Source organism: Porphyromonas sp. COT-052 OH4946, from assembly GCF_000765965.1.
GTDB lineage: Bacteria > Bacteroidota > Bacteroidia > Bacteroidales > Porphyromonadaceae > Porphyromonas > Porphyromonas gulae.
On record NZ_JQZY01000002.1, the window covers coordinates 153,380 to 170,185 of the forward strand.

Consider the following 16,806-nt stretch of genomic DNA (forward strand, 5'->3'; position numbering starts at 1 on the left):
ACTTATGGCAGATCGGCCTGCTTCGGCAGCAGAATACGGAAAGTGGTACCAATGCCCGGCTCCGATTGCTTTACGCTTATTTTCCCTTTGTGATATTTCTCTATGATTCGCTTTGCCAGAGACAAGCCCAAGCCCCAACCTCTGGTCTTCGTGGAATAGCCCGGACGGAATATATCGCGCATTTTCCCCTTGGGGATCCCTTTGCCCGTGTCGGTAATATCTATTACTGCGTACGAGCCTTTCTCCTTGAGTTCGATCGTGATCTTTCCTTTGCCACTCATGGCATCGACGGCATTTTTGATCATATTTTCGATCACCCAACTGAACAGCGGTGCCGAAAGGGCTATGCGCATGACCTCATTCGGCATCCTCAATTCTATGTCCACCTGTCGCGATACGCGGTAGCGCATGTAGTCCGCTGTGCTGCCCAAAGCCTGACGGACATCCTGTACTTCCGTCTTGGGTTCCGAGCCTACCTTTTGGAACCGTTCGGCTATCATACGCAGTCGGTCTATATCCTTTTCCATCTCATTGGTGATAGATGGATCCTCTTCCGATGCCTTGAGGAGTTCCACCCATGCCATCAGGCTGGATATGGGTGTACCGAGCTGATGGGCAGTCTCTTTGGAGAGTCCGTTCCATACACGATTCTGTTCGGATCTGCGCTCAGCCAGCAAGGCCATGATGGAGATACCGAGGAAGACAAATATCACGCTCAGAGCTATATAAGGCAATACCAACAGTCGCCGCAGGGTTTGGCTGTCGGAATAATAGAGGAATTGTGGCCGACGGGCCTCTATTTCTATTCGGATAGGAGGATACCCTTCCTTGAAATAACGAAGTTTCTTTTGGAGGTAGGGTAGTGCAGGTTTGCCGGCCGGAATGTCGATATTGTTGTGCGAAATAATGGAGTCTTTGGAATCGCACAGGATGACGGGGATGCTATTATTGGATTGGATAATCTGCAAAACAAGGTCTTTGGCCAGAACGGCTTCATCGTCCGAAGCCACGATCTTGGTAGCCTGTGCCCATAGCTCGATTTTCTGCCTTTCCTCGCCGGCCATCTTATCGATCAGGCTGTCCGAAGCAAACAGCGTAAGGAGGGCAATAACCATGGCTGCGAAAATAAAGGTAACGCGCATCGTGATGCGGCTCCGCTCGAAGAAAGTTTGATTACCGCTCCAGCTCATACCCTATAGTTTTCGCTTTTCGTTCTTGGTGAGGCCTCTTGTTCGTATTCTTTTGCATAAGAAAGTAGGTATGCTATGCGCCCAAAGATAGAGAATAATGGTCTACTGCGGTAGGGAGATATTCCTCATTCTGTCCGAATTTCTCTCAGCTTCGGGCAGCTCTACAGCTCCATCATCGGACAAAGCTCTCCCCGTTCTTTCCCCGTGGGGGCGGATCCACAGAACCTCCTCTATTGAACGCAAAATCCATACAATGATTGTATCGAGAACCGAAGAGGACAACCCTCGCCTATTCGACCGGAAGAAACTCCACAAGCAGAGACAGCTGACAGACATTCCTCCCACTAAAAGAAAGTGTAGGGAGCATCATCCCCTGTCGAATGAGTTTACGCGCGGAAATTTTCTCTTTTGTCCTTCCTGAAAATGTGGCGCGTAAACTTTTTGGTTTTGGTGCGAGAAGTAAAAAAATCTCGCGCCACAGCGAAAAAATTCTCGCGCCGCTTTTCGGGAAAACACGCGCCACAATCGGAGCATTTCCCGTTCGTATTTCCGAGGCTGTCAGTCGTAGACTTTCCGACAATGGTGAGGCTCTAACGCCTCCATCCTACAGACTCGGCCAACAGACAAGCACGACCTCCCCACACATTGCCCTCGCATTAGACTGATGGGGTCATAACAGCTGATGCAGGAAGGTGCATAAAAGAAAAATTTTCCGGAATCATTTGGCACATAACGAAAAAAGCATACCTTTGCAGCGTCAAAATCAAAAGGGGCTTTCCTTTTGATGGGTATTGACTCCGTAGCTCAGTTGGTAGAGCAAATGACTCTTAATCATTGGGTCGTGAGTTCGAGCCTCACCGGGGTCACAAAACAATAGCAGAGAGGGCTGTGTTGAAATAGTTTTTTTCGACACGGCCCTTTTACTTTTATATTCGGGTTCGCCTTTTTCCGGGAGGAAAGCTCTCGCATCAGGCCTTCCGGCCCCCCTGCCCTCGAAGGGACAGAGATATAAAAAGAGCCTTTCGCCCTATTCGGCAGGGCTGCTGCATATATTACTATAGGTATATGAATGGAGGAACAGGACGATTAACGGCTGAGGTGAAATAAATTATATCTTTGTGCAAGTATTCATTCTAACAAAAGTGTAAGTATCAATAGAATAGACCTTCTGTGTAGCCCGTATCTCGCATATATGTGCCGGAGGCACTGGGAAGTCCTGTTGTCGAGGGCGTTTTTCGTCTGTCTTGAAAGAGATGGCCGAGAGTGATCGGGGAAGGCTTGCAGGGTCTTTTTCGTAATTCATAATAAACAGATATGATCGATTTGTCCACTGAGTTCGCCGGCTTGCGCCTGAAAAATCCTATTGTCGCAGCAAGTTCGGGACTGACCCGCAACCTCAAAACCATCAAAGATCTCGAAGCAGCGGGTGTTGCTGCCATCGTACTGAAATCACTGTTCGAAGAGCAGATCGAGGCAGAAATGTCCCAAATGATGTCCCCGATGGATTACCCTGAGGCGGCAGACTATATCAATGCCTATGTACAGAGCAACGAGATCTCCAAACACCTCGACTTCCTTCGCGAAGTGAAGCGCGAGGTGGCTATCCCCGTAATAGCCAGCATCAACTGCTTCCGCTCCGATTCGTGGGTGGACTTTGCCAAACAGTTCGAAGAGGCCGGAGCCGACGCTCTCGAAATCAACGTGATGCGACTCAATACCGATCTCTTCTTCGATGCCAACAAGGCCGAACAGATGTATGTGGATATTATCAGTTCTCTGATCAAAGCCATCAGAATCCCTGTAGCGGTGAAGCTGTCCAAGTCTTTTGCCAATATCCCATCTCTCGTCGATAAGCTGCGGGCGGCAGGAGCCAAGGGGGTAGTACTTTTCAATCGCTCATACCAGCCGGACATCGACATCGACAAGGTGCAGATGGTGGCCGGAGACGTATTTACCTCTGCCGGAGAAATCTCGGACACGATTCGCTATGCCGGTATCGTCAGCGCATTGGTGCCGGGCATATCCATCGCCTCTTCCACGGGTGTTCATGATGGAGAGGCTGCACTCAAGTGCCTGCTGGCCGGTGCACATGTGACGCAGATATGTACCGCTCTTTACAAAAAGGGACCTCAATTCGCGGCCGAAATGATCGCCACCATTGAGAGCTGGATGCAAGTAAAGGGCTACTATTCGGTCAGTGAATTCCGAGGCAAACTGAATGCTGCAAGTGTGAAGTCGGCAACGATGTACGAGCGTATGCAGTTCATGAAGTACTTTGCCAATAAAGATAATTGATCCCCTGCGGGATAGCTTTGTGTGAACAAAGCATAGTGTAAACGAATAAAAAGAAGAGCTAATGAAGAAATCAAGTGTAGTGGCCTCGGCTTTGGCCGTGGGTCTCGTGTTCGCCGGCTGCGGACTGAACAATATGGCAAAAGGCGGCCTTATTGGCGCCGGAGTAGGAGGTGCTATCGGTGCCGGAGTAGGTAACGTGGCCGGAAATACGGCTGTCGGTGCCATCGTCGGTACCGCAGTCGGTGGAGCAGCCGGTGCTCTCATCGGGAAAAAGATGGACAAGCAGAAGAAGGAACTGGAGGCTGCTGTACCCGACGCTACGATCCAGACCGTAAATGACGGAGAAGCTATCCTTGTTACTTTCGACAGCGGCATTCTTTTCGCCACGAACTCCAGCACGCTGAGTCCTAACTCACGCACTGCGCTGACGAAGTTCGCTGCAAACATGAACAAGAACCTCGATACGGACATCCGCATCGTAGGCCATACGGACAATACAGGCTCCGACAAGATCAACGATCCTCTGTCCGAGAGACGTGCAGCCAGCGTATACTCTTTCCTGAATTCTCAGGGCGTGAGTATGTCGCGTATGACAGCTGAAGGACGTGGAAGCCACGAACCGATTGCGGACAACAGCACAGCTGCCGGACGTTCGGCCAACCGACGTGTAGAGGTTTACATCTTGCCGAATGCCAAGATGATCGAACAAGCTCAGCAAGGTACGCTGAAATAAGCCTTATAGACCTAAGGAAATAGCGAAAGCCTCCGACTCTGCCTAATAAGGAGAGTCGGAGGCTTTTCTGTTTTGAGGATAGAATCTTGATTGTTGGCCTGTGCCCGAATCAATGCCGTTCTGACATCACCATAAGCTGGGTGTCGGGATGATATTTATCCAGATAGAAGCGGAGATAATCGAGGGTGTTGGCTGTGATGCGGTCGTCTTCGGCGGGATAAAGATTGTAGACGATGGTTTCGACCGTAATGCCCCTGTGGCGGCATAATTCCAAATTGAGTAGCGTGTGGTTGATACTCCCCAGTCGCCCACTCGTCACGAGTGCGATCGGGTAATCTCGGTCAGCAATAAAATCAGCCGTAAGATAGTCTTTGGTGATGGGCACCATCAGTCCGCCGGCGCCTTCCAGAAGCACGCGATCGTAGCCGCGAGAAAGCAGAGCCTCAGTAGCCCGGTCTATGATCTTGCAGTCCACCCTTTTGCCATCTATATCGGCGGCAAAGTGAGGGGAAGCCGGATAACTGAAAATATAGGGGCAGGTAAAACCTAATCGGTCTCCCTCCATCATGGAGCATCCGGTCAGACGGCGGTGTGCTTCTATATCCTCAGAAGTGCCGACGCATCCCGTCTGTACGAGCTTCTGGGTGATGACTCTTTGCCCTGACTCGGAGAACTTGTCGAAAAGAAAAGCCGTGGCATAAGTTTTCCCGATATTCGTGTCTATTCCGGTTACAAACAGGACTTGAGAGGGAATGATAGGCATGGCTGTATGGACGAAAGTTGAAAATCTTTTTACCGCTGTTCGATCTGATTGCGAACTCTGGCAATCAAAGTAGACGTAGAGTCCGATGCAGATACAAGCGGCAGCCGTAGTATATTGTGACGGATGAGTCCTTTTTGATAGAGCAATTCCTTGATTCCGGCCGGATTACCATCGACGAACATCAGGTAGTACATTCCTTCGAGTCGCTGTTGGATGGCTTCGGCTTCTTCAAATCGGTTCTCCAAACACAGATGTATCAAGCGACTGAAAAGTTCCGGATAGGCATTCCCGATCACGGAGATAACCCCCTCGGCACCTTCTTTAATAAAGGAAAGGGAGAGATGATCGTCGCCCGACAGGACGATGAAAGGATCGGGTTTTTCCGCCACTATTGCACGTACTTGGTCTACATTGCCCGATGCTTCTTTGACACCGATGATATTCGGACAGTCTGTAGCCAGTCTAAGAGTAGTTTCGGGTTTGATATTTACACCCGTTCGTCCCGGAACGTTATAAAGGATGATAGGCGTATCGGTAGATTCGGCCAATTTCCTGTAATGTCTATAGATGCCTTCTTGCGTGGGTTTGTTGTAGTAAGGTGCAACGGATAAGATGGCATCCACGCCGGTCTTGTCCATGGCTTGGAGCCGATTGACGAGCCGCTCCGTATAGTTACCTCCGGCCCCAACGATGATCGGACACCGTCCTGCCACCGCCTCCCTGACTGTTTGCATTATGGCAGAGCGTTCGGCTTCCTCGATGGTGGGCGATTCACCCGTTGTGCCAAGTACTACGATGTAGTCGGCACCTCCCGCTACCTGATAATCCGCTAAAAGTCGAAGCGATTCGTGATCTACCTCTCCCTTCTCATCGAAGGGGGTAATCAGGGCAACCCCCATACCTCGCAACTGTGCTCTGTCCATTCGTATTCTATTTTAGAAACAAAAGTAAAAATAATGGAGCAATGAATATGAAGAGGTATTTACAATTCGGAAGGAACTGCAGAATCGGAGAAATATGAAATTGTTTCATTCGGAAAAAACTTTTATCTTTACGGATGAACAATTAACAAAACTATTCACCATTCGAGTGTAATTGGTTTTCTGACAAAATTGATTCAAAAGCATTTAATTAAAGTAAGGAGGATTTTTTATGAGCTCACAAGGAAAGTTTTCTCTCGGTCTGTTAGTGGGCCTTGCCATTGGGGCTGCCGCTGCTTATTTCGCCGATCGTGAAAAGCGCAATCGCTTCGTTGAAGACATCAACAGCACTGCCGACAAAGTAAAGGACAGCGTGGTGGAAGGCTATTACGAAGCCAAGAACCGCTACCAGAAGTACCGTAGGAAGATGAAGGGAATCACCGAGGATATGGTGGAAGAGATTGGTGACAAGTACGACGAAGTACTCGACGATCTCAGAAGCGAATAACTCCGGGGCGTGTAGATCGTGTGCCAGGCATACCATCTACACGCCTTATCTTTTGAAGGCGGAAGTGTGTCAGAGAGCCCGTTCCCCTTTGTGCCAATCGAACACCCCCTCAGGGACGTAAGGTTTTTAGCAGTAGAGAGGGTTGTATGCGGTCGAGTTGATTTTGTTGCCGGACTGAAATATAATCTGCTGCCGGCTCTTTATCTCGTTTTTTCATCCCTATTCCATTTAAGTTTAACTAAGATAGACAGACAATGCTCAAACGACTAATAGAAAATACATATCGCTATTTCGCCCTTCGGACAGAGAGCATAGCATATACGATAGCCGAAGAAGGAGCACGATTGGTCGCGAAATTGGCTTTGCTGGCTATGTCCGTCCTGATGTCGTTCCTGATACTCATATTCCTGAGTATCGCCTTAGGATTCGGCTTTGGGCGGTGGCTCGGAATAGGAGCTACGGGAGGCTTTTTCGTTGTAGTAGGGATATATCTGCTGGTTTTCCTGATCGGATATCTTTGTCGTCATCTGATCAGAAGATTTATCCTCGGACGGCTGGCCGGAGAGGTGCTGGAAATCGTAGCTCGCCATCAAAGAAAAAAAGAAGAAGAGGAAGAGAGGGCAAATAATAAATAGTTCCGACAAAAGTCGTCGTACAAACCATAACAAAAAGAAAGATGCGAGCATATTATGAACTGAAGCGTCGTCGAGATGCATGCGAAAAGGAAGCAATGCGGTGCCAAAAGGATATCTTTCGTTGCTTGGATCATGTACGCAACAATTATGGCGACATGATCTTCCAAGAAGTTGAGAACCACCTGTTCTACCCCGGTAGCCTCGGCAACAAAATACTCCGCTTCTTCATCGGCAAGAAGCAAGTGCCTTCAGCTAAACTAATGACTCCGACGGGTCGACCTACGCTTCATCTGATCGAGCAACTTACGGACTTCGGTCGTCCTTTGTTGATCAGTACCCTGCTTGGCTTTGTCAAGCGTAGTATCGTTCGCCGCTTCCGCAAGCGTCGATAATCTCCCCGATTCTGTCTTTTCGGGCAAGGGGCATTTTATGTCAGCGGCTGACAAACCGATATAATTGTTGTCTGCCTGAAACAAATCTCCATGAACACAAAAGAATATGTGCTGGACTTTATCAACCGCACGAACTGTAACCTTTTCCTTACCGGCAATGCAGGGACAGGTAAAACGACCCTGCTGCGCCACATTGTCCAACACACATTCAAAAACTGTATAGTAGCTGCTCCCACCGGAATAGCAGCCTTAAATGCCGGTGGCGTGACGCTGCATTCGCTTCTCCAGCTTCCTCCGGGGACATTCATTCCGTACGGATTGCCTCCCGAAAGCACAATGGGGGTAAACATCCTTACACCGACATCTTTCTGGAAACAGACACGTATGCATGCGTCGAAGCGTAAATTGCTTCGAAACATGGAGCTGCTCATCATCGACGAAGTCAGCATGCTCCGTGCCGACACGCTGGATCTGATCGATTTCGTTCTTCGTCGGGTGCGGAGCAATCCCCGACCTTTCGGCGGAGTACAAGTCCTGTTTATCGGTGATCTTATGCAGCTTCCACCGGTAGTCAAACCGCATGAATGGGAGCTAATGTCAGCAATCTATCAAGGCGTTTTCTTTTTTCATTCCATGGTGGTTGGTCAGCATCCGCCTGTATTCCTCGAACTGGAAACGATATACCGGCAGACGGACACACGCTTTATGTCCTTGCTGAACAACCTGCGCCACAATCGTCTGCCGGCAGACGATTTGACTTACCTGAAGGATCATGTGAATCCGACTTTCGACAGCACCTGTCACGAAGGCTATATCACGCTGACAACGCATAACCACAAAGCCGATCAGATCAATCGACGTGCTTTGGAAGCCTTACCGGCACCCTCCCAAACCTATAAAGCGACCATCAAAGGCGATTTTCCGGAGCATCTGTATCCTTTGGAACCGACAATGACGCTGAAAGAAGGTGCCAGAGTGATGTTCGTCCGGAATGACACCCGCCACCCGAGACGCTACTACAACGGGAAAATAGCCGTAGTCCACTCCCTTTCTGCGTCGTCAGTGGTCGTTCGGACTGACGGCGGAGAACTTATAGAGGTAGAGCCACACGAGTGGACCAACGTCCGCTACTCCGTAAACCCCGAAACCAACGCCCCCGAACAGGAAGTAATCGGCAGCTTCCGCCTCTTTCCGCTTCGAGCAGCTTGGGCTATCACCGTGCACAAAAGCCAAGGACTGACTTTCGAGCATGCCGCCATCGATCTGGAAGGCGTCTTCGTTTCCGGCCAAGCCTACGTAGCCCTGTCGCGTATGACAGGCCCTGAGGGGATGGTACTGCTCTCTCCTCCGGATCTGCGTGGGTTGGAAACTCCTCAAGAACTGGTCGAATATGCACAGACGAAGCCCGACGAAAAGGGACTCCGGACTTCTTTGCAGGAAAACAGCCTCGCCTATTGGAAGCAGCAATCCGATGAGGCTTTCGACTGGCAGAGCTTGATGAATATATGGCACAAACACAGTCTCAGCTATCGAGAGGAGAGCGAGCAGAGCAGCAAAAGCCATTATAGCGATAGAGCAGCCGAACAATCGGCCAAAATAGATGCGATCACCGAAGTAGCCGGCCGTTTTCGCCGGCAGCTTACCGGCCTTTGGGGGCAATCGCCACTCGACTTTGCGACCGTCAAGGAGCGAATCGACAAAGCCGTGGACTATTTCCTGCCACCACTTTCTGCCATAGCAAGCGAACTCTCCTCCACGATCCAAGAGGTGGGGACGCTGAAAAAAGCCAAACAGTTTGCGAAAGAACTGCTCGAACTACAGGACAATCTGCATACCGCCGTGTACCGCCTGCTTCGCTTACGAGCCGTTTTCGGTGCCCTCTCTGCCGGACAAAGTCTCAGCAGACAGGAGCTTCGGACGGAAAAGCTGATGACCGAATGGGTGCACAGCATCTCACCCAAGGACGAAGCCCTACCAACAGCCGCCGGCAATCGGAAGAGTAAAGAGAAAAAAACCAAGGAAAAGAAAAAGACTACCCACGAGACAACGCTCGAATTGCTACTGGCAGGTATGAGCATAGAAGAGGTCGCTACCGAGCGGAAACTCAGTCCGAGCACCATCGAAGGGCACCTTGCCCTTTTGATAGAGAAAGGACGATTGGCTCCCGATGCCTATATAGATGCCGGTATCATCTCCGAATTACGCCCCTATTTCACCAATCCCTCTCGCATATTCGAGCTCAAATCCTTGTATGAGCGTCTCAATGGGCAGTATTCCTATACCCTACTCCGCCTTTACCGTGCTTACTTCATCCTGATGGATGCAAAGGGGAAAGAATACACTCACAGAGAAAAAACCACCGAGTAAGCTCTATAATTCGAAAGAAAAGAGCAGATATTCTTCTGAATCCGTCAGCCCATTGATGGCGAATCGCCGATCGGCTGCATAGCCCATGATCCATACCACTTCTGTGCCTCGAGATAAGAGCCAAGCCTCCTCTCTCCAGCTCCGCGGCACATGACGATCGATAAAGAAACGGCTCACTCTCTTACAGCCATTCATCCCGTAAGGATAAATACGATCGCCTGGCTGCGGACGACGCACGCAAAGCCCCTCCGGAGAGGATTGCACAAGCGACAAAGGAAGCAACAGCTTGGTATTCGGAAGCCGCAGACCCTCCAAGCCCAAATCGGCAGGAGTACCACGCTGCCAACTCAGTCGCTTTCCATCCGGCAGATCGAGGAAGGAGTCTCCGATTTCAAGGCCGAACGGTTTCGACATCTCCGTCTTCGACGATAAGGGAAGCACCGTAAGCCGACCTCTCTCACGCAAGAGACGATGCGAAGAAGAGTAGAAAGCAGCTCCGGGCGGATTGTCCAAAGACGTAGCCACCTCCCGTATCTGATCCCTGTTGAACCCGTACGGATGCAGCAGATCGTACAGCAGCGTAAACGGAGCAGGTGTTTCTTCGACCTCCCGAATGCTTATCGAAGCGGTCGTTCTCAGGCTGTCGTGAAAATCCTCCGTTGCCTTCGAGTAAAAAGCTGCAACACCCTCCAGATTCTCCCGAGTGCGCAGCAACGCCTCCTGAAGCGACGGATTCAACTCCTTTAATAGCGGCATGATCCGGTGTCTGACCAGATTGCGCCGGAAGCGTGTATCCTCGTTGGAAGAGTCCGTACGATAGGTGATTTTTCGGTCGAGCAGATAAGCCTCTATCTCATCCCGTGTGGCATCCAGCAGGGGGCGCACGACACCATCGTTCCGCTTATAAGGCATCCCGCACAGGCCGTTGATTCCCGTTCCCCGACAGAGGTTGAGCACCATGGTTTCGGCATTGTCGTCGGCATGGTGTGCCACCGCCACGTATTCGATAGCCAGTTCTTTCCGCAACTGTCCGAACCATTCGTAACGCAGTTCACGTGCGGCCATCTCGATCGAAATCGACCGCTCGCGAGCATAACGAACCGTGTCGAAGTCGATCCGATGCAGCCGGACATTCAGCTCACGGCACAGGCCCTCCACGAAAGCTGCATCCTCATCGCTCTCTTCCCCTCGGAGGTGGAAATTGCAGTGTGCCGCCACCGTCTCATACCCCAATTCGCGCAATACGCAGAGCAGAGCCACCGAGTCGGCACCTCCGCTGAGAGCTACCAGTACGAGGCGGTCTCCTTCTCGGAAGAGCTTCCGCTCTCTGATCGTCGTTCGGACGCGGTTTGTCAGGGAAATCTTCATCTTGTCGTGAATATATCAGGGGAAAATATCCGGACCGGCCATCCTGCCGATGGGAAAATCTCTTGGGAATGACGAGGCTCTTCATCCGAATGAGCCGAATGCTGCCATAAAACAAAGAGAGAACTCTCGTCCTCTCTCATCAGTCCTGCCGGCACCTCCGAAGAGAGCCGGACCTTGTCTCGGAAAACTTCCGCACCTGTGAACCCGAAGCATCGGCCGCCAGCGAAAACCGCCCATACCGGCCTCTTACTTTTCAGGAGCCTTATGCTCCCATTTCGGGATCGACCATGATTCGTCCGCAGTATTCGCAGACGATGATTTTTTTCCGAAGTTTGACGTCCAACTGCTTCTGAGGAGGAATCTTGTTGAAGCAGCCGCCACAGGCATCACGCTCTACGGGCACCACGGCCAAGCCGTTGTGCGCACCCTTCCTGATACGCTTGAACGCCGTCAGCAGGCGCGGTTCGATCTTGGCTTCGAGCTTCTTCGCCTTTTCGCGCAGCTTCTCTTCCTCTTGCTTCGTCTCGGCAATGATGGTGTCCAGTTCGCCACGCTTTTCGGCCAACACCTCGCTATGCTCTTCCAGCACCTCTTTCAGAGCAGCTATATCGGTCTTGCGCTGTTGGATTTCGGCGTTGTATTCCTTGATCTTCTTTTCAGACAGTTGGATCTCCAGCTCCTGGAATTCGATCTCCTTGGAGAGATTGTCGAACTCACGGTTGTTGCGCACCTCGTCGAGCTGTTTTTTGTATTTCTCCAGCAGCGTCTTAGCCGTATTGATCTTCTCCTTTTCGGCGGTTACAGCCTGATTGAGCTGCTTGGATCCGGCTGTGAAGTTCTCCAAACGAGTCTGCATTCCGGCGATTTCGTCTTCCAGATCCTGTACTTCCAGCGGCAGTTCGCCACGGAGAGTCTTGATCTTATCTATTTCAGAGAGGGTATTTTGCAACTTGCTCAGTGCTGCCAATTTTTCCTCTACGCTCTGTTCGTTCTCAACGATGATCTTTTCTTTAGCCATGATGCTCAATTAACTAACTACAAATAGTTTACCGGATTGGTTGCAACCGATGATTTGTGGGTGGCAAAGGTAGGGAATTTCTGCGATATTATGCGCATAAATAGCTCATTAGCCACCTCTTCGCTCTCGTAATGACCGATCGTAACCAGCAGCAGATGCTCCCCTGCATCGAAGAAGTCGTTGTACTTCGCCTCACCCGTCAGGAAGAGGTCTGCGCCCTCCTGCGCGGCACGCCGCCACATGAAAGCACCGCTACCGCCGCATATAGCCATCCGCCCCAACGGCCGTTCCCTCCAAGCCGAATGAGACAGCACCTTCAGGCCGAATACCTCCTTGATGCGCAGCAGCATCTCCCGCTCGCTTATGGGCGAAGGCAGGTCGCCCACGATGCCGCCTCCGGCCGAGGGATGATCGTTGGCCAGTGGGATCAGGCTGACAGCCGGCAGCTCGTACGGATGAGCTGCGTGCAGAGCCTGCATCACGGCACCCTGCCTGTATGCCGGCAGTACAATGCTGATCCGCTCCTCAGCCTCACGGTGCAATTCGCCTATCGCTCCCACAAAGGGATTGGCACCCTCGGCAGCTCTGAAAGTCCCTGTGCCGGCATGGCTGAACGAACAGCAATCGTAATGCCCCAAGCGGCCTGCACCGGCCTGCCACAAAGCCTGCCTCACGGCATCGGCATGCTCCGTAGGGACGAAGGTGACCAGCTCCAAGAGCTTGCCCTGCAGCGGCTCCAGCGGTCGCGTATTCAGCAAGCCGAAGCGTTCGGCCAGCAGCGCATTCAGCCCCTGCGGAGCGTTGTCTGCATTGGTATGAGCCGCATATAGCACCAGTCCGTGCCGTACGGCGAACTCCACGCACCGCTCCACGTAGGAGCTGCCGGTCAATCGCTTGAGCGGTTTGAAGAGAATAGGATGATGCGCAATGACCAGATTGCATCCCAGCCGAATGGCCTCCTCCAATACCGCTTCGGTAACATCCACACAGAGGAGGGCACCCATTGCCTCCCGGTTGGTGTCGCCCACCTGTACGCCACTATTGTCATAGCTCTCTTGATAAGCCCTCGGGCAGACCGCCTCGATAGCTTCTATAATATCCTGAATGATCATCTTCGAGTACGAGCCAAACGGCTCTGTTTGGTTTCTTTAGTCCAAAGGTAATTTTTTGCACACACTTGACCGCCGCCCCCTTATCCTTAGAAAGTCACCGATGGGTGCAAACCATCCTCCTGCCTCAAATGATCAAATGAAAAAATCGCGCCGGAATCGGCCCGATTGCGGTTCGTGTTTTCGGGAAAACACGCGCGAGAATTTTTTCGCTGTGGTTCCAAAAATTTTTAATTCTCGCGTCAAAACGAAAAAATTCTCGCGCCACTCTTTTTCAACTGCAAATCAGACCTGTTTACGAACCACAGCCACTAAAACAGCTTTGTCGGTCGAATTGTCATATTCTCCTATGCTGTATGTTCACGGAGATACTTCACCGATGCTCCCATGCATACGCATACGATGCCGCCTCATTCGTTGGATTCGTCCCCCCTATCCTACGCACAAATAACACCAATATGAGATTATCTTTTGTTAAAAATGTCATTCGTATTTGTTTTTATCTATCCATGAATTATATTTGTAGAGCCAACAGAATGCTTACAAATCAAAAAAGCACTTATTATGAGGAGATTTATTTTTATTGATTTTGTACTGGTTGCAGTACTTACGGCTTGCACGAAGGAACACTTCGAGTATCAAGAAGACGGACAACAAGAAGGGCAATCTGAAACCAGATTGTTCGAGGAGAAAGTAAAGGCTTTTGCCCTTTCGTCTTTCACCGACATGTCGAAAGGAAGAGGTGCTACCCCTCTTGGCCTTCCGAATGTAGAAAGCGTAGAACCCATTACCTCGGAGATTATACAACGCACCGGAACCGAGCGAGATACGGTAGCCTACATCGTCAATTTTGACCAAAATGCTTCTATGATTATTGCAGGAAGCAGAATATTACCTCTCACCACAGTGGCTATTTGCGATTCAAGAATGGCTGTTATAGACACAATTCAGAACAAAGGGTTGGCCACTTTTATGAAATTACTACCAAACTATTACTATCAAGAGATAGGACAAAGAATCATTGATTTTGGCTTGGCGACACGGGAACAAGTAGCAAGCTATACAAGGAGCGACTTACTTCAGTTCACGGACCAATTAGAACCTCTTGGCGACATTCCCTCTCCTCTGATTCCAATCAACATCAATGATTACCTCAATGGAACAATCACATCATCTACTGAGATAACTTATAATGAGGTCGCAAATATGCTTACAGTGAATTGGGGGCAATGGGAACCGTTCAACCTCTTCGCAGAAGTGGTATTGTGCAATGGACAATTGATGCGAGCTCCTGCCGGCTGTGTCGCTATAGCAGTCGCCCAAATTACCACACGCCACCAACACCCTCGAGTGCTGAATGGACAGACATTAGACTGGACTGTATTGTCCAAACCCTATGCCCAAAGCTTCGTAACATCTTACGAGAAAAATACGATTGCTTCCTACATCCGATTTATAGGAGATTTTTGTGAAAACGACTGGGGTTGCGGTGCCACGTCGGCATCTAGTTCGATCGTCCCTCGTGCATTCAGACTATTAGGATACACCTCCTCTGGGTTGAGAAGTTATGGAAAAAATCGGGTAAACGAATCCCTACAACGAAGTAAACCTGTATATATATCGGGTAATAGTAGTGCTGGAGGTCATGGTTGGGCCATTGATGGTAGCCTCGAAAAGGTTATGAAAGAGTACTATTTATGGTAGCGACGGGGAATTGCAACCCAATCAATCTACTCAGTCTGGCTATTATTTCAATGAAAGGTTGAAAGTAGTAACGAACATAACACCGGTAAATTGACAAAGCTATGAAGACAAAACTCTTACTCCATGCCGCTCTGATAACCGCAGTTGCCTTTTTGGCGATCGGAGTATCGGCATGTGACTATGAAGAGGAAGAACCTCCTCAGCCGGGGAGTTATATAAAAGGATATGTCGATGCAACCGGAATATGGCTTAAGCAGAGAGGGTTCTATGAGGAAGGCATATGGTGGCATTACGAATTGATCGGGAAATACTACGGACCCGAATCTGAGCGGTTTAAGGAACTCAGCATCATGTATGGAGACACGGCTTTCTACGACAATATGCTGCCACCTGATGATCCCACGAAGAAGCCGGAAAGAGCTTTGTCTCCTCCTCCCACTTATCTCAACCCGGAGATGCTGTCGGTTCGTATGCATCCTCCTTTCTTTGCTCTATCTATGCCCGTAGTGGCAATAGATGCTATTGCTATGGACGACTATGACGACGAGCATCCCAAAGGAAGTTCTCTGAACGATATTACTTATTACTACTTCATAACAGCTTGGGAGTATATCCAAAGCGGATATGCTCTTGAGGCCTATATGAATATTTATCCCAGATATGTCCGATTATCCGAATTTCCGGCAGATCCGATCAAACTAATCCATAGTATTGTTCTGAATCGTATCCTGATAAATAAAATGCCGGCCACAGAAGGGAACAAGAGGATAAAGATTATTTATCGTTTCGAAGGTGGTGGAGAAGCATACGGGATATTACAGACCGTGGAGGGGAACTATCCGACCTATTAGCACACATATCCTCCGACAAAGGTGAATATAGTATGCAGGTAACATTGACGATGGAGAGTGGGCGCAAGCTGAGCAAGGTCATATCTATCACGATCTGAGACAGAAAGCGCATCCCCTGATAGCATCAGGAGATCGATCAGAAGAGCCGATTGTAATCAGAGAGGGGGACACAGGACACGACAGTCTTCTGTGCCCCCCTCTCTTTATTATATATAACTCCTTAGCCGGTCAAACCGGGAAGGTTATTTTCGTGTCGAAGTGAAATACAAACAACAGAGCCGGGAGCAGAGATACAACGATTGAGCGGCTCTTCAAGCAAGAGAAAGCTCTTTCTACTATCTTTGTGGGACTCGGAAGGCTTTTTTCCGACCGATACTCTCAATAATCCACTGATGAAAGTATATCTGATGCGCCACACTTCCGTGCTGCTCAATGGGAATGAGCATTGCTACGGATACACTGATGTGGACGTTCGCGACACCTTCGAAGAGGAGGCGACGGTAGCTTGCGCCCGACTGAAAGGCCTCGATCCCGAGGCGGTCTTTACCAGCCCCCTGCAGCGTGCTGCCAAGTTGGCGGCCTTTTGCGGCTATCCCGATGCCATCCGAGACGACCAGCTGAAGGAGATGAACTTCGGCGATTGGGAAGGGAAGCCCTGGGAAGAAATCTTGGACACGACAGACATAGAAGCTTTTTTCCGCCGCTATATAGACGAACCCGTACCCGGCGGAGAGTCGCAACGAGAGCAGTTCGATCGCGTGCGGGACTTCATACTGGAAAAGAAAGCTGCCGGCTACCGCTCCATCCTGATATTCTGCCACGGCGGGGTGATCAATTGTGCCCGTACGCTGGTCGGCCAGTGCACGCTGGAGAGTGCTTTCGCATCGCTCCCCCCATTCGGCTCCCTGACCGAATTGATTTTATAAAGGCCGCATGGCTATGGTCTTGCTCGG

19 protein-coding genes and 1 tRNA gene are annotated in these 16,806 nt (G+C 50.2%); 12 read left to right on the forward strand and 8 right to left on the reverse strand.

From position 1 onward, the window contains the following. Positions 1 to 2: 2 nt before the first annotated feature. Entirely contained in the window at positions 3 to 1,190 is a 1,188-nt protein-coding gene (locus HQ50_RS00770; protein ID WP_018964476.1) for a HAMP domain-containing sensor histidine kinase, read from the reverse strand. Positions 1,191 to 1,287: 97 nt separating this feature from the next. On the opposite strand from HQ50_RS00770, the gene HQ50_RS11770 reads away from it, so the two are divergent. Further along, the gene (locus tag HQ50_RS11770) at positions 1,288 to 1,611 is read left to right on the forward strand and encodes a hypothetical protein (protein WP_162473240.1); all 324 of its coding nucleotides are present in this window, start codon (positions 1,288 to 1,290) and stop codon (positions 1,609 to 1,611) included. Here the strand turns inward: HQ50_RS11770 and HQ50_RS12450 are convergent. Continuing rightward, positions 1,577 to 1,669 carry a DUF1661 domain-containing protein gene (locus HQ50_RS12450; protein WP_152566834.1) on the reverse strand — a complete coding sequence of 31 codons (93 nt, stop codon included), beginning with the start codon at positions 1,667 to 1,669 and terminating at the stop codon, positions 1,577 to 1,579. The genes HQ50_RS11770 and HQ50_RS12450 overlap by 35 nt on opposite strands. Between HQ50_RS12450 and HQ50_RS11045 the strand changes: the two genes are divergently transcribed. The 4 genes from HQ50_RS11045 (at position 1,641) to HQ50_RS00785 (ending at position 4,218) form a co-directional block, all read left to right on the forward strand. Next, complete coding sequence (locus tag HQ50_RS11045; protein ID WP_369794158.1) at positions 1,641 to 1,784, forward strand: DUF1661 domain-containing protein; 144 nt, start codon at positions 1,641 to 1,643, stop codon at positions 1,782 to 1,784. The two genes, HQ50_RS12450 and HQ50_RS11045, sit on opposite strands and share 29 nt — an antisense overlap. A gap of 199 nt (positions 1,785 to 1,983) precedes the next feature. Continuing rightward, a tRNA-Lys gene (locus tag HQ50_RS00775) sits at positions 1,984 to 2,056 on the forward strand. A gap of 448 nt (positions 2,057 to 2,504) precedes the next feature. After that, positions 2,505 to 3,485 carry a dihydroorotate dehydrogenase-like protein gene (locus tag HQ50_RS00780; RefSeq protein ID WP_018964477.1) on the forward strand — a complete coding sequence of 327 codons (981 nt, stop codon included), beginning with the start codon at positions 2,505 to 2,507 and terminating at the stop codon, positions 3,483 to 3,485. A 61-nt stretch (positions 3,486 to 3,546) separates the two neighbouring features. Then, positions 3,547 to 4,218 carry an OmpA family protein gene (locus HQ50_RS00785; RefSeq protein WP_018964478.1) on the forward strand — a complete coding sequence of 224 codons (672 nt, stop codon included), beginning with the start codon at positions 3,547 to 3,549 and terminating at the stop codon, positions 4,216 to 4,218. A gap of 109 nt (positions 4,219 to 4,327) precedes the next feature. Here HQ50_RS00785 and bioD read toward each other — a convergent pair whose 3' ends face one another. After that, on the reverse strand, positions 4,328 to 4,981 hold the full coding sequence (bioD, locus tag HQ50_RS00790) for a dethiobiotin synthase (protein ID WP_039427595.1): 654 nt from the start codon (positions 4,979 to 4,981) through the stop codon (positions 4,328 to 4,330). A gap of 29 nt (positions 4,982 to 5,010) precedes the next feature. After that, positions 5,011 to 5,904: a 4-hydroxy-tetrahydrodipicolinate synthase gene (gene dapA, locus HQ50_RS00795; protein ID WP_039424370.1), complete on the reverse strand. Its 894-nt coding sequence runs from the start codon at positions 5,902 to 5,904 to the stop codon at positions 5,011 to 5,013. A 229-nt stretch (positions 5,905 to 6,133) separates the two neighbouring features. Here dapA and HQ50_RS00800 point away from each other — a divergent pair, with 229 nt between their 5' ends. From HQ50_RS00800 to HQ50_RS00815, 4 genes are all read left to right on the forward strand, one after another. Further along, positions 6,134 to 6,409, forward strand: coding sequence for a YtxH domain-containing protein (locus HQ50_RS00800; protein ID WP_018964481.1), 276 nt, complete (start codon positions 6,134 to 6,136; stop codon positions 6,407 to 6,409). A gap of 254 nt (positions 6,410 to 6,663) precedes the next feature. Then, entirely contained in the window at positions 6,664 to 7,044 is a 381-nt protein-coding gene (locus HQ50_RS00805) for a hypothetical protein (RefSeq protein WP_039424367.1), read from the forward strand. A 41-nt stretch (positions 7,045 to 7,085) separates the two neighbouring features. Beyond that, entirely contained in the window at positions 7,086 to 7,436 is a 351-nt protein-coding gene (locus HQ50_RS00810; protein WP_018964483.1) for a hypothetical protein, read from the forward strand. 90 nt (positions 7,437 to 7,526) lie between these two features. After that, a complete protein-coding gene (locus HQ50_RS00815; RefSeq protein WP_039427597.1) occupies positions 7,527 to 9,803 on the forward strand; it encodes a helix-turn-helix domain-containing protein in 2,277 nt (758 codons plus the stop codon). Between the two features lie 3 nt (positions 9,804 to 9,806). Here the strand turns inward: HQ50_RS00815 and tilS are convergent, their stop codons facing one another. From tilS to HQ50_RS12455, 4 genes are all read right to left on the reverse strand, one after another. Then, positions 9,807 to 11,171, reverse strand: coding sequence for a tRNA lysidine(34) synthetase TilS (gene tilS, locus HQ50_RS00820; RefSeq protein WP_039427599.1), 1,365 nt, complete (start codon positions 11,169 to 11,171; stop codon positions 9,807 to 9,809). Positions 11,172 to 11,433: 262 nt separating this feature from the next. Beyond that, positions 11,434 to 12,189 carry a zinc ribbon domain-containing protein gene (locus HQ50_RS00825; RefSeq protein WP_039418633.1) on the reverse strand — a complete coding sequence of 252 codons (756 nt, stop codon included), beginning with the start codon at positions 12,187 to 12,189 and terminating at the stop codon, positions 11,434 to 11,436. Positions 12,190 to 12,206: 17 nt separating this feature from the next. Next, positions 12,207 to 13,301, reverse strand: a complete 1,095-nt coding sequence (locus HQ50_RS00830; protein ID WP_039427601.1) for a Nif3-like dinuclear metal center hexameric protein — start codon at positions 13,299 to 13,301, stop codon at positions 12,207 to 12,209. A 132-nt stretch (positions 13,302 to 13,433) separates the two neighbouring features. Then, positions 13,434 to 13,544, reverse strand: coding sequence for a DUF1661 domain-containing protein (locus HQ50_RS12455; RefSeq protein WP_152566836.1), 111 nt, complete (start codon positions 13,542 to 13,544; stop codon positions 13,434 to 13,436). A gap of 318 nt (positions 13,545 to 13,862) precedes the next feature. On the opposite strand from HQ50_RS12455, the gene HQ50_RS00835 reads away from it, so the two are divergent. The 3 genes from HQ50_RS00835 (at position 13,863) to HQ50_RS00845 (ending at position 16,779) form a co-directional block, all read left to right on the forward strand. Then, a complete protein-coding gene (locus HQ50_RS00835; RefSeq protein ID WP_039427603.1) occupies positions 13,863 to 15,002 on the forward strand; it encodes a C10 family peptidase in 1,140 nt (379 codons plus the stop codon). Between the two features lie 101 nt (positions 15,003 to 15,103). Then, positions 15,104 to 15,853, forward strand: a complete 750-nt coding sequence (locus HQ50_RS00840; protein ID WP_039427605.1) for a hypothetical protein — start codon at positions 15,104 to 15,106, stop codon at positions 15,851 to 15,853. Between the two features lie 392 nt (positions 15,854 to 16,245). Further along, positions 16,246 to 16,779 (forward strand): histidine phosphatase family protein, encoded by a 534-nt coding sequence (locus HQ50_RS00845; protein WP_039427688.1) that lies wholly within the window; start codon positions 16,246 to 16,248, stop codon positions 16,777 to 16,779. Positions 16,780 to 16,806 lie beyond the last annotated feature (27 nt).

Coding starts and splice junctions, on each gene's coding strand:
- HQ50_RS00770 (WP_018964476.1), bottom strand. CDS start 1,190: ATGAGCTGGAGCGGTAATCAAACTTTCTTCGAGCGGAGCCGCATCACG.
- HQ50_RS11770 (WP_162473240.1), top strand. CDS start 1,288: ATGGTCTACTGCGGTAGGGAGATATTCCTCATTCTGTCCGAATTTCTC.
- HQ50_RS00780 (WP_018964477.1), top strand. CDS start 2,505: ATGATCGATTTGTCCACTGAGTTCGCCGGCTTGCGCCTGAAAAATCCT.
- HQ50_RS00785 (WP_018964478.1), top strand. CDS start 3,547: ATGAAGAAATCAAGTGTAGTGGCCTCGGCTTTGGCCGTGGGTCTCGTG.
- bioD (WP_039427595.1), bottom strand. CDS start 4,981: ATGCCTATCATTCCCTCTCAAGTCCTGTTTGTAACCGGAATAGACACG.
- dapA (WP_039424370.1), bottom strand. CDS start 5,904: ATGGACAGAGCACAGTTGCGAGGTATGGGGGTTGCCCTGATTACCCCC.
- HQ50_RS00800 (WP_018964481.1), top strand. CDS start 6,134: ATGAGCTCACAAGGAAAGTTTTCTCTCGGTCTGTTAGTGGGCCTTGCC.
- HQ50_RS00805 (WP_039424367.1), top strand. CDS start 6,664: ATGCTCAAACGACTAATAGAAAATACATATCGCTATTTCGCCCTTCGG.
- HQ50_RS00810 (WP_018964483.1), top strand. CDS start 7,086: ATGCGAGCATATTATGAACTGAAGCGTCGTCGAGATGCATGCGAAAAG.
- HQ50_RS00815 (WP_039427597.1), top strand. CDS start 7,527: ATGAACACAAAAGAATATGTGCTGGACTTTATCAACCGCACGAACTGT.
- tilS (WP_039427599.1), bottom strand. CDS start 11,171: ATGAAGATTTCCCTGACAAACCGCGTCCGAACGACGATCAGAGAGCGG.
- HQ50_RS00825 (WP_039418633.1), bottom strand. CDS start 12,189: ATGGCTAAAGAAAAGATCATCGTTGAGAACGAACAGAGCGTAGAGGAA.
- HQ50_RS00830 (WP_039427601.1), bottom strand. CDS start 13,301: ATGATCATTCAGGATATTATAGAAGCTATCGAGGCGGTCTGCCCGAGG.
- HQ50_RS00835 (WP_039427603.1), top strand. CDS start 13,863: ATGAGGAGATTTATTTTTATTGATTTTGTACTGGTTGCAGTACTTACG.
- HQ50_RS00840 (WP_039427605.1), top strand. CDS start 15,104: ATGAAGACAAAACTCTTACTCCATGCCGCTCTGATAACCGCAGTTGCC.
- HQ50_RS00845 (WP_039427688.1), top strand. CDS start 16,246: ATGAAAGTATATCTGATGCGCCACACTTCCGTGCTGCTCAATGGGAAT.